This window comes from Methylobacterium sp. Leaf123 (genome assembly GCF_001423405.1).
In the GTDB taxonomy this organism is placed as follows: domain Bacteria; phylum Pseudomonadota; class Alphaproteobacteria; order Rhizobiales; family Beijerinckiaceae; genus Methylobacterium.
Genome location: NZ_LMNS01000001.1, coordinates 680,898 through 698,429, shown reverse-complemented (window position 1 = coordinate 698,429; position 17,532 = coordinate 680,898). Strand labels below are relative to the sequence as shown.

17 protein-coding genes and 1 tRNA gene are annotated in these 17,532 nt (G+C 67.6%); 3 read left to right on the top strand and 15 right to left on the bottom strand.

All coding sequences use genetic code 11. The features are described from left to right. Positions 1-3: 3 nt before the first annotated feature. The 6 genes from ASF53_RS03050 to eno form a co-directional block, all read right to left on the bottom strand. A complete protein-coding gene (locus ASF53_RS03050) occupies positions 4-1,401 on the bottom strand; it encodes a pyruvate dehydrogenase complex dihydrolipoamide acetyltransferase (protein WP_056193492.1) in 1,398 nt (465 codons plus the stop codon). A 33-nt stretch (positions 1,402-1,434) separates the two neighbouring features. After that, the gene (locus ASF53_RS03045) at positions 1,435-1,713 is read right to left on the bottom strand and encodes a DUF5076 domain-containing protein (RefSeq protein WP_056193489.1); all 279 of its coding nucleotides are present in this window, start codon (positions 1,711-1,713) and stop codon (positions 1,435-1,437) included. Between the two features lie 10 nt (positions 1,714-1,723). Beyond that, complete coding sequence (locus ASF53_RS03040) at positions 1,724-3,172, bottom strand: pyruvate dehydrogenase complex E1 component subunit beta (RefSeq protein ID WP_056193487.1); 1,449 nt, start codon at positions 3,170-3,172, stop codon at positions 1,724-1,726. A 110-nt stretch (positions 3,173-3,282) separates the two neighbouring features. Further along, positions 3,283-4,332 (bottom strand): pyruvate dehydrogenase (acetyl-transferring) E1 component subunit alpha, encoded by a 1,050-nt coding sequence (pdhA, locus tag ASF53_RS03035; RefSeq protein ID WP_056193484.1) that lies wholly within the window; start codon positions 4,330-4,332, stop codon positions 3,283-3,285. Between the two features lie 175 nt (positions 4,333-4,507). Next, positions 4,508-4,819, bottom strand: a complete 312-nt coding sequence (locus tag ASF53_RS03030) for an FtsB family cell division protein (protein ID WP_056193481.1) — start codon at positions 4,817-4,819, stop codon at positions 4,508-4,510. Positions 4,820-4,952: 133 nt separating this feature from the next. Beyond that, positions 4,953-6,242: a phosphopyruvate hydratase gene (eno, locus tag ASF53_RS03025; protein WP_056193479.1), complete on the bottom strand. Its 1,290-nt coding sequence runs from the start codon at positions 6,240-6,242 to the stop codon at positions 4,953-4,955. A 291-nt stretch (positions 6,243-6,533) separates the two neighbouring features. On the opposite strand from eno, the gene queF reads away from it, so the two are divergent. After that, the gene (queF, locus tag ASF53_RS03020; protein WP_056193476.1) at positions 6,534-6,995 is read left to right on the top strand and encodes a preQ(1) synthase; all 462 of its coding nucleotides are present in this window, start codon (positions 6,534-6,536) and stop codon (positions 6,993-6,995) included. Positions 6,996-7,013: 18 nt separating this feature from the next. On the opposite strand, the gene ASF53_RS03015 is transcribed toward queF, so the two are convergent. The 5 genes from ASF53_RS03015 to ASF53_RS02995 form a co-directional block, all read right to left on the bottom strand. Beyond that, positions 7,014-7,532, bottom strand: a complete 519-nt coding sequence (locus ASF53_RS03015; RefSeq protein WP_056193906.1) for a hypothetical protein — start codon at positions 7,530-7,532, stop codon at positions 7,014-7,016. 178 nt (positions 7,533-7,710) lie between these two features. After that, positions 7,711-8,025 (bottom strand): hypothetical protein, encoded by a 315-nt coding sequence (locus ASF53_RS03010; protein WP_056193474.1) that lies wholly within the window; start codon positions 8,023-8,025, stop codon positions 7,711-7,713. A 176-nt stretch (positions 8,026-8,201) separates the two neighbouring features. Further along, positions 8,202-9,050, bottom strand: a complete 849-nt coding sequence (gene kdsA, locus ASF53_RS03005) for a 3-deoxy-8-phosphooctulonate synthase (RefSeq protein WP_056193471.1) — start codon at positions 9,048-9,050, stop codon at positions 8,202-8,204. 9 nt (positions 9,051-9,059) lie between these two features. Next, a complete protein-coding gene (locus ASF53_RS03000; protein WP_056193903.1) occupies positions 9,060-9,548 on the bottom strand; it encodes a hypothetical protein in 489 nt (162 codons plus the stop codon). A 28-nt stretch (positions 9,549-9,576) separates the two neighbouring features. After that, positions 9,577-11,421: a chloride channel protein gene (locus tag ASF53_RS02995; protein WP_056193900.1), complete on the bottom strand. Its 1,845-nt coding sequence runs from the start codon at positions 11,419-11,421 to the stop codon at positions 9,577-9,579. Positions 11,422-11,568: 147 nt separating this feature from the next. Between ASF53_RS02995 and ASF53_RS02990 the strand changes: the two genes are divergently transcribed. After that, positions 11,569-11,645: transfer RNA gene (locus tag ASF53_RS02990), tRNA-His, on the top strand. A 164-nt stretch (positions 11,646-11,809) separates the two neighbouring features. On the opposite strand, the gene ASF53_RS02985 is transcribed toward ASF53_RS02990, so the two are convergent. Next, positions 11,810-12,061, bottom strand: a complete 252-nt coding sequence (locus ASF53_RS02985; protein ID WP_056193468.1) for a hypothetical protein — start codon at positions 12,059-12,061, stop codon at positions 11,810-11,812. Between the two features lie 88 nt (positions 12,062-12,149). Here ASF53_RS02985 and ASF53_RS02980 point away from each other — a divergent pair, with 88 nt between their 5' ends. Continuing rightward, complete coding sequence (locus ASF53_RS02980; protein ID WP_056193465.1) at positions 12,150-12,821, top strand: spermidine synthase; 672 nt, start codon at positions 12,150-12,152, stop codon at positions 12,819-12,821. Positions 12,822-12,923: 102 nt separating this feature from the next. Here ASF53_RS02980 and ASF53_RS02975 read toward each other — a convergent pair whose 3' ends face one another. The 3 genes from ASF53_RS02975 to ASF53_RS02965 form a co-directional block, all read right to left on the bottom strand. Then, complete coding sequence (locus ASF53_RS02975) at positions 12,924-13,433, bottom strand: ferritin-like domain-containing protein (protein ID WP_056193462.1); 510 nt, start codon at positions 13,431-13,433, stop codon at positions 12,924-12,926. Between the two features lie 80 nt (positions 13,434-13,513). Then, entirely contained in the window at positions 13,514-14,371 is an 858-nt protein-coding gene (locus ASF53_RS02970) for a manganese catalase family protein (RefSeq protein ID WP_012254135.1), read from the bottom strand. Positions 14,372-14,601: 230 nt separating this feature from the next. Beyond that, positions 14,602-17,466, bottom strand: a complete 2,865-nt coding sequence (locus tag ASF53_RS02965; protein ID WP_056193459.1) for an EAL domain-containing protein — start codon at positions 17,464-17,466, stop codon at positions 14,602-14,604. Positions 17,467-17,532: the final 66 nt, after the last annotated feature.

The following is a 17,532-nucleotide window of genomic DNA, read 5'->3' as shown; positions in this document are numbered from 1 at the left end:
CCCTTAGACGAGCATCCCCATCGGGTTCTCGATCAGCCCCTTGAAGGCTGCGATCAGCTCGGCGCCGAGCGCACCGTCGAGGACGCGGTGGTCGCAGGAGAGCGTCGCCGTCATCACCTGGGCCACCGTGGGCTGCCCGTCCTTCACGACGACGCGCTTCTCACCGGCGCCGACCGCGAGGATGCTCGATTGCGGCGGGTTGATCACCGCCGTGAAGTGCTTGATGCCGAACATGCCGAGGTTCGACACCGAGGTGACGCCGCCCTGGTACTCTTCCGGCTTCAGCTTCTTGGCGCGCGCCCGGCCTGCGAAATCCTTCATCTCGTTGGAGATGGCGGAGAGCGTCTTCTGGTCGGCCTTGCGGATCACCGGAGTGAACAGGCCGCCATCGATCGCCACCGCGACGCCGACCTCGGCGTGCTTGAAGCGCAGGATGCGGTCTTCCGCCCAGACGGCGTTGGCGGCGGGGACGCGGGTGAGCGCGAGGCCCATCGCCTTGATGACGAAGTCGTTGACCGAGAGCTTGAACAGCGGCTTGCCGTCCTTGTCCTTGCCGGCCGAGCCGTTGAGCGTCTCGCGCAGCTTCATCAGCGCATCGAGTTCGCAATCGACGGTGAGGTAGAAGTGCGGCGCGACCTGCATCGCCTCGGTGAGGCGCTTGGCGATCGTCTTGCGCATGCCGTCCAGCGGCACTTCCTCGAAGCTGCCCTTCTCGTAGAAGCCCTTGACCTGATCGAGGCTGAGCCCGGCCGGCGCGCTGCCACCGGCCGCCTTCGGCGCGGCTTTCTCGGGCACGGGGGCGCTCTTGGCCTCGGGCTTGGCCGCCGCACCAGCCTTCGCCGTGCCGCCTTCGATCGCCGCCTGAACGTCGCGCTGGATCACGCGGCCATGCGGACCCGAGCCCTTCACCGCCGAGAGATCGACGCCTTCCTGCTTGGCGATACGGCGCGCGAGCGGCGAAGCGAAGACACGATCGCCGGAGCCGGCCGGCTGCGCGGCGCCGCTCGGCTTGGCCCCTTCGGGCGCCTGATCGACGCGGGCGTAGGAGGCGTGGGCGCCGTCCGGGGCGGCGTTCTGGTCGGGCGTGCCCTTCGGCTCGACGGGGGCGGTCTTCGCCTCGGCGCCACCCTTCGGGGCCTGGACGCTGCCCGGATCCTCGCCCTCTTCCGCGATCAGTGCGATCAGCTCGTTGACGGGAACGTCGGCGGTGCCTTCGGCCACGAGGATCTTGGCGAGCACGCCCTCATCGACCGCCTCGACCTCCATGGTGGCCTTGTCGGTCTCGATCTCGGCGATGACGTCGCCGGACTTGATCGCGTCGCCTTCCTTCTTGAGCCACTTGGCGAGGTTGCCCTTCTCCATGGTCGGGGAGAGCGCGGGCATCAGGACGTTGATCGGCATCGTATCGTTCCCGAGCGGCCTAGAAAGAGAGGGTCAGTTGAGGGCGTTGTTGGGGTCGAGGCATTCCGCCTCCCACCCGGCACGGATGCGCTCGAAGGCTTCCTCCTCCGAGGTGTCCGTTTCCATCGCGTAGGCGCGGGCAGCCTGCCGCGCGAGGTCGATGAGCAGGCGGCCCCAGGTCGCCGGGTCATCGAAGGCGCGCCGGAGCGCCACGCTCACGGCACCATCGACGATGGAAGCGCGCACAATCTCGATCCCGCCCTGTTCCAGGGCGTCGGGCGGGATCTCGAGTTCTTCGAACGTTTCCGACATTTACCTGTATTTATTTGTAGCAGACGCTTTTGACCGCCTCGATGACTTCCGCCACGTTGGGCAGCGCGAGCTTTTCGAGGTTGGCCGCGTAGGGCATCGGCACGTCCTTGCCGGTGACCCGCAGGACTGGCGCATCGAGATAGTCGAAGGCATCGACCATCAAACGGGCAACGATCTCGGCGCCGACACCCGATTGCGGGAAGCCCTCTTCCACGCAGACGCAGCGACCGGTCTTCTTCACCGATTCCACCACCGTGGCACTGTCCATCGGGCGGATCGTGCGCAGGTCGATCACCTCCGCCTCGATGCCTTCCTCGGCCAGGGCCTGAGCCGCCTTCAGCGCGTAGGTCATGCCGATCGAGAAGGAGACGATGGTGACGTCCTTGCCGGGGCGATGGATGCGCGCCTTGCCGATCGGCAGCACGAAATCCTCGATCTCCGGCACCGGGAAGGACTGGCCGTAGAGAATTTCGTTCTCGAGGAAGATCACCGGGTTGGGATCGCGGATCGCCGCCTTGAGCAGGCCCTTGGCGTCGGAGGCGGTGTAGGGCGCGATCACCTTGAGGCCCGGCACGTTCGAGTACCACGCGGCGTAATCGTGGCTGTGCTGGGCGCCGACGCGGGCGGCCGCGCCGTTGGGGCCGCGGAACACGATCGGGCAACCGAGCTGGCCGCCGGACATGTAGAGCGTCTTGGCCGCCGAATTGATGATGTGGTCGATCGCCTGCATGGCGAAGTTGAAGGTCATGAACTCGACGATGGGCTTGAGGCCCATGAAGGCCGCGCCGACGCCGATGCCGGCAAAGCCGTGCTCGGTGATCGGGGTATCGACCACGCGGCGCGCGCCGAATTCCTGAAGCAGCCCTTGCGTGATCTTGTAGGCGCCCTGGTATTCGGCGACCTCCTCACCCATCACGAGGACCTTGTCGTCCTTGCGCATCTCCTCGGCCATGGCGTCGCGCAGGGCTTCACGCACGGTCGTGGTCTTCATCGGCGAGTCGGCCGGGAACTCCTCCATCACCGGGTCCGGCGCCTTGTTGGTGATGACGGCAGGCGAGGCCGGGGCCTTCTGCGCATCGTCGCCGGTCTTGGCGGTGGCGGTCGACTTGTCGGCCATGCCCTCGGCCTGCATGTCGGGGGTCGGAGCAGGCGTGCCGCCGGATGCGCCGTCGGGCTTGCCCTTGCCGCCGCTCGCGGCCGCCGCGGCCACGTCCTCGCCCTCTTCGGCGATGATGGCGATCGGCGTGTTGACGGCGACGTTCTCGGTGCCGTCCGCGACGAGGATCTTGGCGAGGACGCCCTCGTCGATCGCCTCGACCTCCATCGTCGCCTTATCGGTTTCGATCTCGGCCAGGATGTCGCCGGCCTTGACCGGATCGCCCTCCTTTTTCAGCCATTTGGCGAGCTTCCCCTCCTCCATGGTCGGAGAGAGGGCGGGCATCAGGATGTCGGTCGCCATATGCGCTGCTCTATCGATCCGGGTGCGTCGACGGTCGGGCGTGTTCTTTATCGAATGCGTCGCTCAGAACCCCCGGGCCGAGACGGCTCGGGGGCGTGTCGGGGACACATTCAGGCGCGGGCTTCGAGAAGGATGTCGGTCCAGAGTTCCGACGGATCGGGCTCGGGATCGTGGGTCGCGAAATCCGCCGCCTCGTTGACGATCTCGCGGACCTTGGCGTCGATGCTCTTCAGCTCGGCCTCGGGCACACCGTGCGCCTCGAGCAGGCGCTTGCGCACCATCTCGATCGGATCGTGCTCGTCGCGCATCTTCGAGACCTCGTCCTTGGTCCGGTACTTGGCCGGATCGGACATCGAGTGGCCGCGATAGCGGTAGGTCTGCATCTCGAGGATGTAGGGGCCCTCGCCCGAGCGGGCGTGGTTGATGGCGCGGGAAGCGGCCTCGCGCACCGTGCGCACGTCCATGCCGTCCACCTGCTCGCCGGGGATGCCGAACGAGAGGCCGCGCTTGGAGAAGTCCGTCTGCGCCGAGGCGCGGGCCACCGAGGTGCCCATGGCGTAACGGTTGTTCTCGATCACGTAGACTACCGGCAGCTTCCACAGAGCCGCCATGTTGAAGCTCTCGTAGACCTGGCCCTGGTTGGCCGCGCCGTCACCCATATAGGTGAAGCTGACCTTGCCGTTCTTGAGGTAGGCGTCGGCGAAGGCGAGGCCCGTGCCGAGCGAGACCTGCGCGCCGACGATGCCATGGCCGCCGAAGAACTGCTTCTCGCGGCTGAACATGTGCATCGAGCCGCCCTTGCCGCGGGAATAGCCTCCGCGGCGTCCGGTCAACTCGGCCATCACGCCCTTGGGGTCCATGCCGCAGGCGAGCATGTGGCCGTGGTCGCGATATCCGGTGATGTTCTGGTCACCGTCCTCGCCGGCCATCTGCATGCCGACGACCACGGCTTCCTGGCCGATATAGAGGTGGCAGAAACCGCCGATCAGGCCCATGCCGTAGAGCTGGCCCGCCTTCTCCTCGAAGCGGCGGATGCTCAGCATCTCATGGTAGGCGTGAAGGTCTTCGTCCTTCGTGAACTGCGGAATATTCGGTGCCGGCCGATGTTGCGGCGCGTCTGTTTCCGCCGCAGGTTTCCCCGCCTCGCTGCCCGCACCCATCGGTGTCCTCCCGCAATCGCGTTGTTGCAGTGGGTTCTAGGGCAGCGAATTACGGAAATCGAGGGGCGGGCTGACAGCGATCAAATGCTGTTACCGTCACGGTTGCAACGGTGGATAAATCGCAAGGACAGTGAAAATGAATATTTATCGCGTTTAGTCTTGCGGAAATAAAAATTTACGGACCGATGATGACGAGGTCATTGGCATGGACGCGGCCCAGCACGATGCGCGCCCGCTCTTCCAGAAGATCGCGGTCGATCTGCTCGCTGCGCAGCAGGGAGACACGGTGTTCCCAGGTCGCGCGCTCGGCTTTGGCGGCGTTCAATTCCTGGGTGAGCCCGTAGGCCTCGATCTTGAGGACCCGTTTGGCTTCGAGGCCGCGGCTCCCGCTCTCGGCCTGATGCACGAAATAGCCCACGACGAGGGCTGAGACCGTCCAGAGGACGGCGGGGACGACGATGGCGCGGACGCGGCGACGAATGACCATGGCAATTCGGAGCTTCGCCCGAACAAGGTGAAGAAAGCGTTTCCGCGCGGCGCGATCGCGTGCCCTTGGTCCCCACAAACGAAAACGCGCGGCGGACCTTCCGGCCCGCCGCGCGTCGATCGTTCAGGAGCGATCAGCGCCCGGTGAGCTGGCGGATCGCGCTGCGGCCGGCATAGAGCGCCTGGGCGCCGAGGCCCTCCTCGATGCGGATGAGCTGGTTGTACTTGGCCAGTCTGTCCGAGCGGGCGAGCGAGCCGGTCTTGATCTGTCCGCAATTCGTCGCGACCGCGAGGTCGGCGATGGTCGAATCCTCGGTCTCGCCGGAGCGGTGCGACATCACCGCGGTGTAGCCGGCGCGCTGGGCCATATCGACGGCGGCCAGGGTCTCAGTGAGCGAACCGATCTGGTTCACCTTCACGAGAATCGAGTTGCCGGTCCCCGTCTCGATGCCGCGGGCGAGACGCTCGACATTGGTGACGAACAGGTCGTCGCCGACGAGCTGCACGCGGCTGCCGATCCGGTCGGTGAGGAGCTTCCAGCCCTCCCAATCGTCCTCGGACATGCCGTCCTCGATGGAGAGGATCGGGTAGGCCTCGGTCAGCTTGGCGAGGTAATCGACCTGCGCCTCGATGGAGCGGGTCTGGCCCTCGCCCTCGTAGCGGTAGGCGCCGTCCTTGAAGAACTCGGTCGCGGCGCAGTCGAGCGCCAGCACCACGTCGCTGCCGGGCTTGAACCCGGCGGCGTTGATCGATTCCATGACGAAATCGAGCGCAGCCTCGGCCGAGGGCAGGTTCGGGGCAAAGCCGCCCTCGTCGCCGACATTCGTGTTGTGGCCGGCCTTCTTCAGGGCGCTCTTGAGCGTGTGGAAGATCTCGGCGCCCATCCGCACGGCGTCGGAGAGCGAGGTGGCGCCGACCGGCATCACCATGAATTCCTGGAAGTCGATCGGGTTGTCGGCGTGGGCGCCGCCGTTGACGATGTTCATCATCGGCACCGGGAGCACCCGGCCCTGCACGCCGCCGACATAGCGGTAGAGCGGCAGGCCGGCGGTCTCGGCCGCGGCCTTGGCGACCGCGAGCGAGACGCCGAGAATGGCGTTGGCGCCGAGCCGTGCCTTGTTGGGCGTGCCGTCGAGCGCGATCATCGCCTCGTCGACGGCGACCTGATCCTCGGCATCCATGCCGCCGATCGCGTCGAGGATTTCGGTCTGCACCGCATCGACGGCCTTGAGCACGCCCTTGCCGTTGTAGCGGCTCTTGTCGCCGTCGCGCAGCTCGACCGCCTCGTGGGCGCCGGTGGAGGCGCCGGAGGGGACCGCGGCGCGGCCGAAGGAACCGTCCTCCAGAAGGACATCGACCTCGACGGTGGGGTTGCCACGGCTGTCGAGAATCTCGCGGGCGGCGATATTGGTGATCGCGGTCATGAGCGCTCCTTGGCGGCGCGTCGCGGCGGGGTCGTCTCGCGGATGCCGTCGAGGCCCGCGCGTCCTGCGACGCTCTGCGTTGCGGGCTTATCCGCCAACCTCGGGATACGGGCAAGCACCCGGCCGGCTCCAAGGGTCAAACAGGTTTCACAAAATCCGCCCGGTGCCACAATTTTTTTGGGCAACACAGTTTCCGGGACCGCTCCCCGGACCGGATCGGTTGATCGGGGAGAATCCCTGGCATTCACCCGGCGCGATAGTCGTGACGGGTGTGGCCGGGTATAGGCCCCCATGGATTCGATCGAGACCCACGCCAAGCAACTCGGACAGCAGACGCCGCTGCCAGCCTCGCCCGAGGTTGCGCAGCTCGACCGCGTGCCCAACCCTCATGCCGACACCGATTACCTCGCCCGCTTCACCGCGCCGGAATTCACCTCGCTCTGCCCGGTGACGGGCCAGCCGGATTTCGCGACGCTCGTGATCGACTACGTGCCGGATCGTTGGCTCGTGGAGTCGAAATCGCTGAAGCTCTATCTCGGTGCCTTCCGCAACCACGGCGCTTTCCACGAGGATTGCACCGTCGGCATCGGGCGGCGGCTCGTCGAATTGCTCGAGCCGCGCTGGCTGCGCATCGGCGGCTACTGGTATCCGCGCGGCGGCATTCCGATCGACGTGTTCTGGCAGACGGGTGAGCCCCTGAAATCGGTTTGGCTGCCGGACCAGGGGGTCGCGCCCTATCGCGGCCGGGGCTGAGCGACCGCGCCTCCGCGGTCAGTGCTGCTCGGCCAGTACGCGGACGGTGCGCGCGATGAAGCGTTCCTGAGCCTCGATCGGCCCGCCGTGGATGATGGCGACGGCCTCCAGCATCCGCTCGAGATCATCGCGCTCGGAAGCATCGAGCTTGTCCCGCAGAAGCGGCGCGAGGTGATCGATTGCGGTGTTGGCGTCGGCGGCCTGGGCGGCGGCGTGGCGGATATAGGCCATCCGCGTCCCGTGGTCGTCGTCGGGCCCGGTGATCGTGCGCATCTCGGCTTCGATGGCGGCCTCCTGCTCCGGGGTCGGAGTGCCGCGGGCGATGGCCACCAGCATCATCAGCACGCCGGCCGCGTCGGCCGGATCGCGAATTGCGCGCAGCGGCGCCGCCCGAAAGGCGGCCTCGCTCTTCGCCCGGAGCTTCGCGCTGCGCCGATCACCGAGAAAGTGGTCGAGCTGCGCCATCCCGTTGCCGTACATGAAATAGTACATCAGCCCGGTCATGAACGCCCCGACGACGGCCGCGATGACAGGCATGATTCCCCCATAGCTGTTGCGATGCGGGATAAGATGTCGCATCGGCGATGGGGGTGCAATCCAGCCGTGCCTCTCGCTCCATGCCGGCGGCGAACTCTCTGCGGATCTGAAACACGGCACGCACGAAAAAGGCGGCCGGTTGCCCGGCCGCCTTTTCGCGTCAGATGAGGCTCGGGCCTCAGTAACCGTAATCGTAGTAGCCGCCGCCGTAGGCCGGACGACCGTAGTAGCTGTCGCGGGCATAGGCGTCGCGCGCCGCGCCGGCCGCAATCGCGCCGGCTGCGAGGCCGGCAATGCCGAGGCCCACGGCCGCGCCGGTGCCGATGCCGCGGCGGCGACCGCCGCCGTAATAGGCACCCCGGCCGTAGCCGCCGCCATGATAATGACCGTGATGGTGGCCGTAGCCGCGGCCGTACGGGCGCGCATCGGCGGAGGTTGCGGTGAGCGTGCCGACGGAGATCAGGGCGGCGGTCACAAGGGCAAGCTTACGCATAGCGTCCTTTCCAATCCAGAAGCGTCTTGGCGGTCCAACACCCGAGCTTTGCCGGAAGTTCCCGCGTGGTCCGATCGTGATCGGAGCCTCACGCGGAGCCGCTTTGTTCTCGATTGCAGTGGAACATCGCGCAGCGCGCCTGAATGAAACCTGAAACCGCTGCGTTTGCGTCGGTCTTACGCCTTGGCGAGACGATCGAACGCCATGAGGGTTTCGATCAAAGCGGGCAGATCGTCGAGAGCCACCATGTTCGGCCCGTCGGAGGGGGCACGGTCGGGATCGGGATGGGTCTCGATGAACACGCCCGCCACGCCGACCGCCACCGCGGCGCGGGCGAGCACCGCGACGAACTCCCGCTGTCCGCCGGAGGTGGCGCCCTGCCCGCCCGGCTGCTGCACCGAGTGCGTCGCATCGAACACCACCGGAGCCCCTCCTGTGACGCGGGCCATGATCGGCAGCGAGCGCATGTCGGAGACGAGGGTGTTGTAGCCGAAGGAGGCGCCGCGCTCGGTGACGATGACGTTGGGGTTGCCGGCCTCGGTCACCTTGGATGCGACATGGGCCATGTCCCAGGGGGCGAGGAACTGGCCCTTCTTCACATTGACCGCCCGCCCCGTGGCGGCGGCGGCGAGAAGAAGGTCGGTCTGGCGGCAGAGGAAGGCCGGGATCTGCAGGATATCGACGGCCTGCGCCGCCCGCGCGCATTGCTCGGCCTCGTGCACGTCGGTGAGCACGGGAAGCCCGAGGCTCTCGCGGATCTCGGCGAAGACCGGAAGCGCCTCGTCGAGGCCGACGCCGCGGGCCGTGCGGCCGGAGGTGCGGTTGGCCTTGTCGAAGGACGACTTGAACACGAGGCCGATGCCGAGCTTGGCCGCCATCTCCTTGAGAGCGGCGGCGATTTCGAGGGCGTGGGTTCGCCCTTCGAGCTGGCAGGGGCCGGCGATCAGCGCCAGCGGCAGATGGTTGGCGAAGGCGACGCCGCCGGTCTGGACGACGGAACCGGAAGTCTGTGCGGTCTCGGGCATGGCGCCCGTCTAGCCCGGCGACGCCGCGCGGGAAAGACCGCGGCGGGGCCGCTCTGCCGCCAGACGGCACAGGCTGCCGACCCCGAAGCCGTCCGCCCGGTCGCCGGGATCGCAGCGGACGACCACGCCGCCGACGCGGCCGAGCTGCGGTGCGCCGGTGAGCAGGCTGTCCTGGTGCAGACGCAGAGCGAGCGTCTCGACAGAATCGGCCGACGCGCCGGCCAGCGTCCGTGCGGCGAGCCCGATCAGCACGAAGAACCCGCGCGGCGGCTCACGGCGATTCGAGCGGAACGCGAGCCGCCGCGGCGTCTCGCAGTCGAGGCTCATCCGGTCCGCGTCCGCAGCGCGGAACACGACCGTTGCGCCGCTGCGCCCGGCCAAGGCGACGCCCGTTCCCCGGATCAACCGCACGGTCAGCCCGTCGCAAGACTCCGCCTGCGCCGCCGTGCCGAGGGCGAAAACGAGGGCGAGGCCGGCGAGGTGCGTGCGCAGGATCATGCGGCGATCCATAGCATGGGCGCGCCCTTCAGGCCGCTTCGCCGAGCACGGCGCGACGCTGCCGGTCCAGCTCTTCGCTGTAGCGTTTCAGCGTGTGGCTCTCGGTCAACAAGCCGATGACGCGGCGGCTCTTCGCATCGTCCAGCACGGCGAGTTCTTCGCTCTCGGCCCCGTCGAACGCTTCGGCGGCCTGTTTGACGGTCATGTCGGCGAGCAGAAACGACCCGGGGTAACGCACGACCTCGGCGAGGCGCGGCGTCTCGCCGCCATTCTCGGCCGCACGCGCATGGGCCTCCGGCACGAGGACGATTCCGGCATAGCGATCATGCTCGTCCACCACGACCACGCGCGAGGGCGAGCCGAGGGGATGCGCGCGCAGGAACGTCGCCATTGGCGTATCGAGGGGCACCGGCCGGATGTCCTTGCGCATCATCCGCCCGACCGTCAGCGAGCGCATCCACCCGACATCGTGGGCGCTGCGGATGCTTTCGCCGCGCAAGTGGAAGCGCCACGTCGCGAAGGAGTAGCCGAAGGTCTTCCGCACCGTGAGCGAGGAGGCGATCACCGATGCGAGCACGAGCCCGGTCACGGGGAAGCTGCCCGTCATCTCCAGGGCGAGGAAGGTCATGGTGAGCGGGCCGCCGACGATGGCGACGGCAAAAGCGCTCATGCCGATCACGGCATAGCCGACCGGCGCGAGGCCGAACCCCTCGAAGCCGGGCCAGACCATCGGCGCCAGCCCGGCGAACAGGCGGCCCACCAGCGCCCCGAGAAACAGCGACGCGAAGAACAGACCGCCGCGGAAGCCCGATCCGATCGACATCGCGGAGGCTGCCGCCTTGGCGACGATGAGGCCGGCCAGCGCGCCGAGCCCGGCTGCCGCCTCGGGCGCGAGGGTGATGTGGAGCGCGCCGTGCCCGGCCGAGAGCACCTGCGGGGTGGTCGCGAGCGCGAGCCCGCCGACGCACAGGCCGCCAAGGACGGGCCGCAGGGGCGCGGGCAGACGCGAGGCGCGAAAGCCCTGCTCCACCAGCGTCACGCCGCGCATCAGCAGCACCGCCAGGACGGCGCAGACGAGGCCGAGGACGAGGCACGGCAGCGTGTCGCCCGCCCCCAAAGCCGTGTTCTTGGCCAGAGCCAGGGCGCCGACATCGACCAGGGCCGGCTGCGGGGCGAGCGCCCGCGCCACGAGGCTACCGCACAGGGCCGCGACGACGACAGGGGCAAGCGTCGCGATGGTGTAGGTGCCGATGATGAGTTCGAACGCGTAGAACGCACCGGTCAGCGGCGAGCCGAACGCGGCGGCGATGGCCGCTGCCGAGCCGCAGCCGACCAGGGTGCGCAGATCCGAACGCCGCATTTCGAAGGCGATGCCGAGCCGCGAGGCGATCCCCGAAGCGACCTGCGTGTAGCCGGCCTCCAGCCCGACCGAGGCGCCGCAGCCATTCGAGACCACGTTCTGCGCCGCCACGTCGAGCGAGCCGCGCAGCGACATCCGCCCGCCATGCAGGGCATTGGCCTCGATCGGATCGACCACCGCGCGCTTGGCTTTGCCGCGTCTCCTCATCGAGATCAGGAGCAGAAGGCCGAGGATCGCCCCGCCGAGCGCCGGAGCCAGGAACGGAGCCCCCATCAGCCCCTCGGCCGGCAGGTCCGTCAGGCTGCTGAGGCGCTGGCCCGCGGGAAGCCGGTAGAGGATTTCGCGCAGGAACTGGCTGGCGCTGCTCATCGCGACGACGACGAGCCCCCCAACGCATCCCGTCACGGCGGCGAGCCCCACCAGGGCAATCTCGTTGCCCCGCACCCAGGCCCGCAGCCGCACCGGAGCCTGGACGAGCGGGGCGGTGGTGGGCGGAGACGGAGACGGGCTCATCGCACTCGCGGAGGCTGGGTCCGGATCGCAGGCCATAGCGGCCATGCGCCCGCCGTCTAGCATCGGTGGATCGTTGGCGCGAACCGTGAAGACACGCATTCAAGACGCTTGAAATGCCGCGAGGCTCGGGATAAGCCCCCCTCACGTGCCGCCGTAGCTCAGTTGGTTAGAGCACTAGATTGTGGATCTAGGGGTCCCCCGTTCGAGCCGGGGCGGTGGTACCATCGAATTTAGTATGGTTGGGAAGGGGTTGGCGCTGAGCCGACCCCTTCTTTGTTTCAGGCTCGACCCATTGGCCGGCGCCTGCGAGCCGGTTGGGCTCGCTCATGAGACAATCCGGTTTCCCCCTGCGGCTTCGAGCCGGCACGCAGGGGGCAACGCCGCTGCGTCAGGTGGCGACGACCGGCTTCGTGATCGGCGAGCGCGTGAGGTACTGGATTTCGCGCGGTGCGCGGCCGGCCTTCTGCGCGATTTCCGCCTCCTGCTCGGCGATGAGCTGACGCGCCGGCTCGTCGCCGTCGAGCCCGCCGAGGATTTCCATCGGGACACGTCGGTTCGAGGCGCGTGTGCCGTCTTCGAAGACGACGTCGAAGAGAACGAAGCCGCGCTGCTGCGGGAGAGATTTGGTGCGTTTGGACATGCCCGCTGATAGGCGGCCTTCAGCGGAAAGAGCAATGGCGACGGACGCATGCGGGGTCGCACCCGGCGCCCGGCCGGGAAAGGCAGTGATGAACGAGTGGGTGCATCTCGAAACCAGCGACGTGCCCGGCGGCGGCAAGAGCCTCGCCTTGATGCAGCGCGGCGGCGAATTCTCCATCGTTGTCGGCAATATCGAGCTGATGAACAGCACGCGCGGCACTTCGGAGGAGGCTCTGGCCTCGCTGACCTGCGCCCGGCTGACGGGCCGGCCGGCGCCGCGCATCCTCATCGGCGGCCTCGGCATGGGATTCACGCTCCGCACCGCTCTGCGGGAGTTCGGACCGGATGCGCGCATCGTCGTCGCCGAACTCGTGCCGGCGGTGGCCGCCTGGGCGCGGGGACCGCTCGCGCCCGTCTTCGCCGGCTGCCTGGACGATCCGCGCGTCGAGTTGCGCGAAACGGATGTCACCCGCCTGATCCAGTCCGAGGCCGCCGGGTGGGATGCGATCCTGTTAGATGTGGATAACGGCCCGGAGGGTCTGCTGCGACGCGCGAACAACCGGCTCTACGACGAGTGGGGCCTGAAGCGGGCGCAATGGGCGCTCAAGCCGGGCGGCACGCTCGCGGTCTGGTCGGGGACGCCCGACCGCAAGTTCAAGGCCCGGCTTCAGCGTCTCGGCTTCACGGTCGAGGAGGTTCGTCGGCCGGCCAGCGGTTCGAGCGGGCCTCGCCATGTCATCTGGCTCGCAACGCCGCCCTGATGGCTTGGTGCGCTGTCCGCGCGCACCGGGCCAAAATCGTGTGGTCCGGTGCGCGATGTCTTGACGTTCGGAGCCGATGCGACTGCCGAACTCGCATGTAGATCAGCGATCCGCCTTCTCGCCCGCGACGGTGAGGTCGAGGTAGCGCTTCGTCGTCGGGCCGATCAGCTCACGCACCCGGCGCGCCATCGCCTCTTCCTCCTGCAGGGATTGCCGGAAGCCCGTCAGGCTACCGCCCTGCCCGGCCGCCTCGCCGATGGTGAGCAGCGATTCGTAGGCCGCGATCTCGAAGTTCTCGAAGGCGTGGTTGGCGTAGGTGTTCTTCAGGATCTCGTCCTGCGCCGGCGTATGGCCCAGCGCCATCATGTTGCCGACGAAACCGAGAATGCCTTCCTTGATCGCCGAGGGGCTGTCGCCGAGCGCCTGGAGGGCTTCTTCCAGTCGGGTGCGCTGGCCGTGCGTCTCCTCGATGTGGCGGCGCAGAGCCTCCTCCATCTCAGGGTAGCGAGTGAGCCGCTCGACCTGACGCTCCATGATTTGCAGAGCCTGCATTTCCAGGGCGTGGGTGTTCTTGAGAGCGGTGACGTAGATGTCGCGCGTGTCGAGGGTCATCGTCGGCGTCTCCTGTTCGAACGGTGTGGGGTGAACCAAAAAAAGGGTTCGCCCGACCGCGGGAGCGGCCGGGCGATGGATCAGCCGATCTGCTGCGTCTCGGCGCCGCTGTCGGGGCGGGCGGGGCCGAGCACGGGCTCCTGCCCCATGGGCTCGTTCTGGAACACGCTGAAATTGCCCTTGCCGTCGATCGACGGACCGGCCGTCCAGCGGCCTTCCGGCGGCGGCGCCCCGTCACGGTTCGTGGCGAAGAAGCTGTAGTTGAACTTCTGGTTCTCTTCCGATTGCGGGAAGCTGTTCGGGATCGGCAGGGCCCCCTCGGTGCCGCCAAGCTCCTCGATGACCGCGAGCCATTGCTGCTGGTGCATCGTGTCGCGGGCGATGAGGAAGCTCCACATGTCCTTCATGCCGGGATCGTTGGTCGCGTTGGACAGGCGCACCGCCAGTGTCCGGCCGGTCGCCTCGGCGGCGACGTTGCAATACATGTCCGCCGCGATGTTTCCGCTGGCGTAGATGTGGTTCATGTCGAAGGGCACGCCGTCGGAATTGCCGGGGAAGGCGGCCATGCCCGAGGAAAGCAGGTGCTTGTGCAGCATCCCCTCTGCGATGTGGCGCGGGTTTTCGCCGCCCATCACGGCGCCGACGATGGCATCGGCCGCGCCGGCCTCCTGAACCTTGGTCGGCGCATTCTCGAGATTCATCGCGACGGCGGTCGCCAACATCTCGATATGGCCGATCTCCTCCGTCGCCGTGTGGAGCAGCATGTCGCGATACTTGGTGTTGGGTGCGCGATTACCCCAAGCCTGGAAGAAGTACTGCATGCAGACGCGGATCTCGCCTTCGACTCCGCCGATCGCCTGCTGTAGCATCCGGGCATAGATCGGATCCGGGCTGTCGACCCGCACCGGGTATTGGAGCTTCTTGTCGAAATAGTACATCGGCTGATTTCCTCGGCACGCAGATCAAACAGCCGTGCACGGCCAAGTCTTTCGACTGGCTGCGCTTCGGCTCTTGTGTCAGGGAAATCGTCGTATGAGCGCTTTGTTCAGCATAAACTTGTGCCGACGTGTCGCACTCATATGTTGTGCTGATATAGCACTATGCATAATCGCGATGTGGCGGCCTATAGCCTCGCGAGGGCGACGGCGCCTCGGGCCCGCGCCGCCGTTCAGGCCGCGTTGCGGCCGAGTGCCGTGACCAATTCACGGATCGTGGCCGAGGGGACGGGGCGGCTGAACAGGTAGCCCTGTCCCTCGTCGCATCCTTCGAGGCGAAGCTGCTCGAGCTGGGCCTCGGTCTCGATGCCCTCCGCCGTGGTCGTGATGCCGAGGCTGCGGCCGAGGCCGACCACGGAGCGCACGATCAGCCGCGCATTGCCCGGTGCGGCGAGGTTGCGCACGAAGGACTGGTCGATCTTGATCTTGTCGAAGGGGAAGCTCTGCAGGTAGCTCAACGACGAGAAGCCGGTACCGAAATCGTCCATCGCCACCCGTACGCCGAGGCGCTTGAGGGTGTGGAGCGTCGCCAGCGTCGTCACGCTGTCGTTGAGCAGCACCGATTCGGTGATTTCCACTTCCAGCCGGTGGGCCGGTAATCCGCTCGCAGCGAGCGCATTCCTCACCGCCCGGACGACCGCAGCATCCTTGAACTGTGCCGCGGAGACATTGACGGCGACGCCGATGCCGGCGGGCCAAGTCGCGGCCTCGCTGCATGCCTTGCGCAGCACCCATTCGCCGATCTCGCCGATGGTGCCGGTCTCTTCCGCCAGGGGGATGAATTCCGCGGGCGAGACATAGCCACGCTCGGGATGCCGCCAGCGCAGCAGCGCCTCGCAACTGGCGATCCGCTGCCGGTCGAGCTTGACGATCGGCTGGAACACGAGCTCGAACTCGCCGTTGCCGACGGCCTTCTTGAGATCGCTCTCCAGGGCCCGGCGTTTGCGCAGCTCGACGTCCATTTCCTCGTCGAAGAAGGACCAGCAGCCGCGTCCGGTCGCCTTGGCGCGGTAGAGCGCGAGATCGGCGCTTTTGAGCAGCTTCTCCGGGCTCGTTCCGTGTTCGGGGGCAAGCGAAATGCCGATGCTGAGACCCACCGTCACGGTGTGCCCGTCGAGAAGGAAGGGCTGCTGGAAGGCCGCGATCAGGCGCTTGGCCAGGGCGCTCGCATCCCGCCGCGCATGCGTGCCGGCCTGGACGCCAGCCTGGACGATGGCGAACTCGTCGCCCCCCAGACGCGCCACGAGATCGGTGTCGCGCAGGCAGCATTGCAGCCGCTCCGCAACGCTGCGCAGCAGGCCGTCACCGATGGGATGGCCCAGCGTGTCGTTGACTTCCTTGAACCGGTCGAGATCGAGGCAGAGCGTGGCAAAGCCGGCACCAGCCCCGTCGGCGAGACGCGCGGCGGCCTCTTCCAGGCGCTCGCCGAACACCATGCGGTTGGCAAGCCCCGTCAGCGCGTCCTTGCGCGCCATGGTGATGATCCGCGCTTCGGCCTCGTAGCGCTGGGTGACATCCTCGTAGGTGGCGATCCAACCGCCTTCCGCAGTCGGCTGCTGCTTGAGCGCGACGATGCAATCCGTCCGGATCGGGCAACAGAGCGAGGCGCTCAACCCACGCTGGAGCAGGGCCTCCTGCTCGACGAGGAGATCGATCGCGCGGCCGCTTTCGGACGAGGCTTCGACGAGACGGGCCACCTCGCGAATGCTCATGCCCGGCCGCAGCGCGGCGGCATCGATTCCAAACATGTCGCAGAAGCGGCGATTGTAGACGAGGAGCCCGCCTTCCGCGTCGTAGAGGCAGAGCCCCTGGAGCATGTTGCTGAGAGCGGCGTCGAGCTGCGCATTGCTGCGCTTGAGCTGGTCTTCCTGCTCCTTGAGCAGGGACACGTCGCTGCAGACGGCGACGAAGCCGCCCTCGCGGGTGGGACTGCGGCTGATGCGAAGCCAGCGCCCGTCGGCGGCATGGGTCTCGGCGGTCTGGGTGGCGTTGCCGGGCATGGCGAGCAGGGCATCGGCAACGGCCGAACCGCGCGAATCCGAGAGCAGGCGATGGCCGGGCTCGGCCTGATCGATCCCGAGCCATGCCGCCGCCCGCGCATTCGCGAGCACGATGCGACCGCCGGCATCGACGACGACGATGCCTTCGATCGACCCCTGCACAGCGTCGGCCAGCAGGCTTTGGGCCGAGCGGCGCTGAGCGACCTCGGCCTGCATCATGGCCGCGATGTTGTCGCGCATGACCGCCATGGCCCGCAGCAGGGCGCCGAACTCGTCGTCGCCGCCCTCGGGCACCCGCACGGTCAGCTCGCCGGCCGCGATGCGGCTCGCGACCGTCGAGGCGTCGGCCACCGGGCGAACGATCTGCCGCAACAGGAGCAGGGCGACGATGCCGGAGAGAATGATCGCGAGCGAGGTCGCGAAGATGCTGAGCCGGACGTCGCGGTCGACGTCCGCGCGGGCCGTCTGCCGATAGGAGAAGCCATCGCCGGCGGTGAAGTTGATCAGCAGGTCGATATGCTGCTCGGCCACCGCCGCATGAGCGTCGAGCGCCTGCCAGACATCCGCCGTCTGTTGATCGGGGCCGAACTCCCGCCGGGCCGCGAGCCACTGCGTGACGGCCTCCTTTGCGGCAGCGGCTTCCCGCGTCGCACGCTCCGAATGGGCCCGGTCCGCCGCGATCTCCAGATCTTCTTCGAAGGATTGCGTCAGCGCCTCGATCCGCGCTTCCAGCGTGCGCCGCTCGGCGTCGTCGCCTGCGAGTCGGGCTCGGGCCACGGCCGCCTGGAGCATCGCGAGGTCGGCCGCGGCGGCCCGGGCGTAATTGATCGCCATCAGGGAGCGGTCGTAGGTTTTGTCGACCAGCGCACCCGTCGTCATGATGCCGAAGGCGGCGTAGCCGCCGAGCCCCGCCGTGATCGCGCTCAGCATCAGGAAGGCAAGGAAGATGCGGCCGCGAATCGTGCGACCACCGCGCAGCACGGCCTCGACGGCTTTGCGCCCCAGTGAAAAGCCATTGTGTTGGCGTGACAGACTCATCGGGCAAACGCTCGCTTCTCGCAGCCAGCATGTCCGACAATCGTTAAGGTAATCTACGACGGCAGC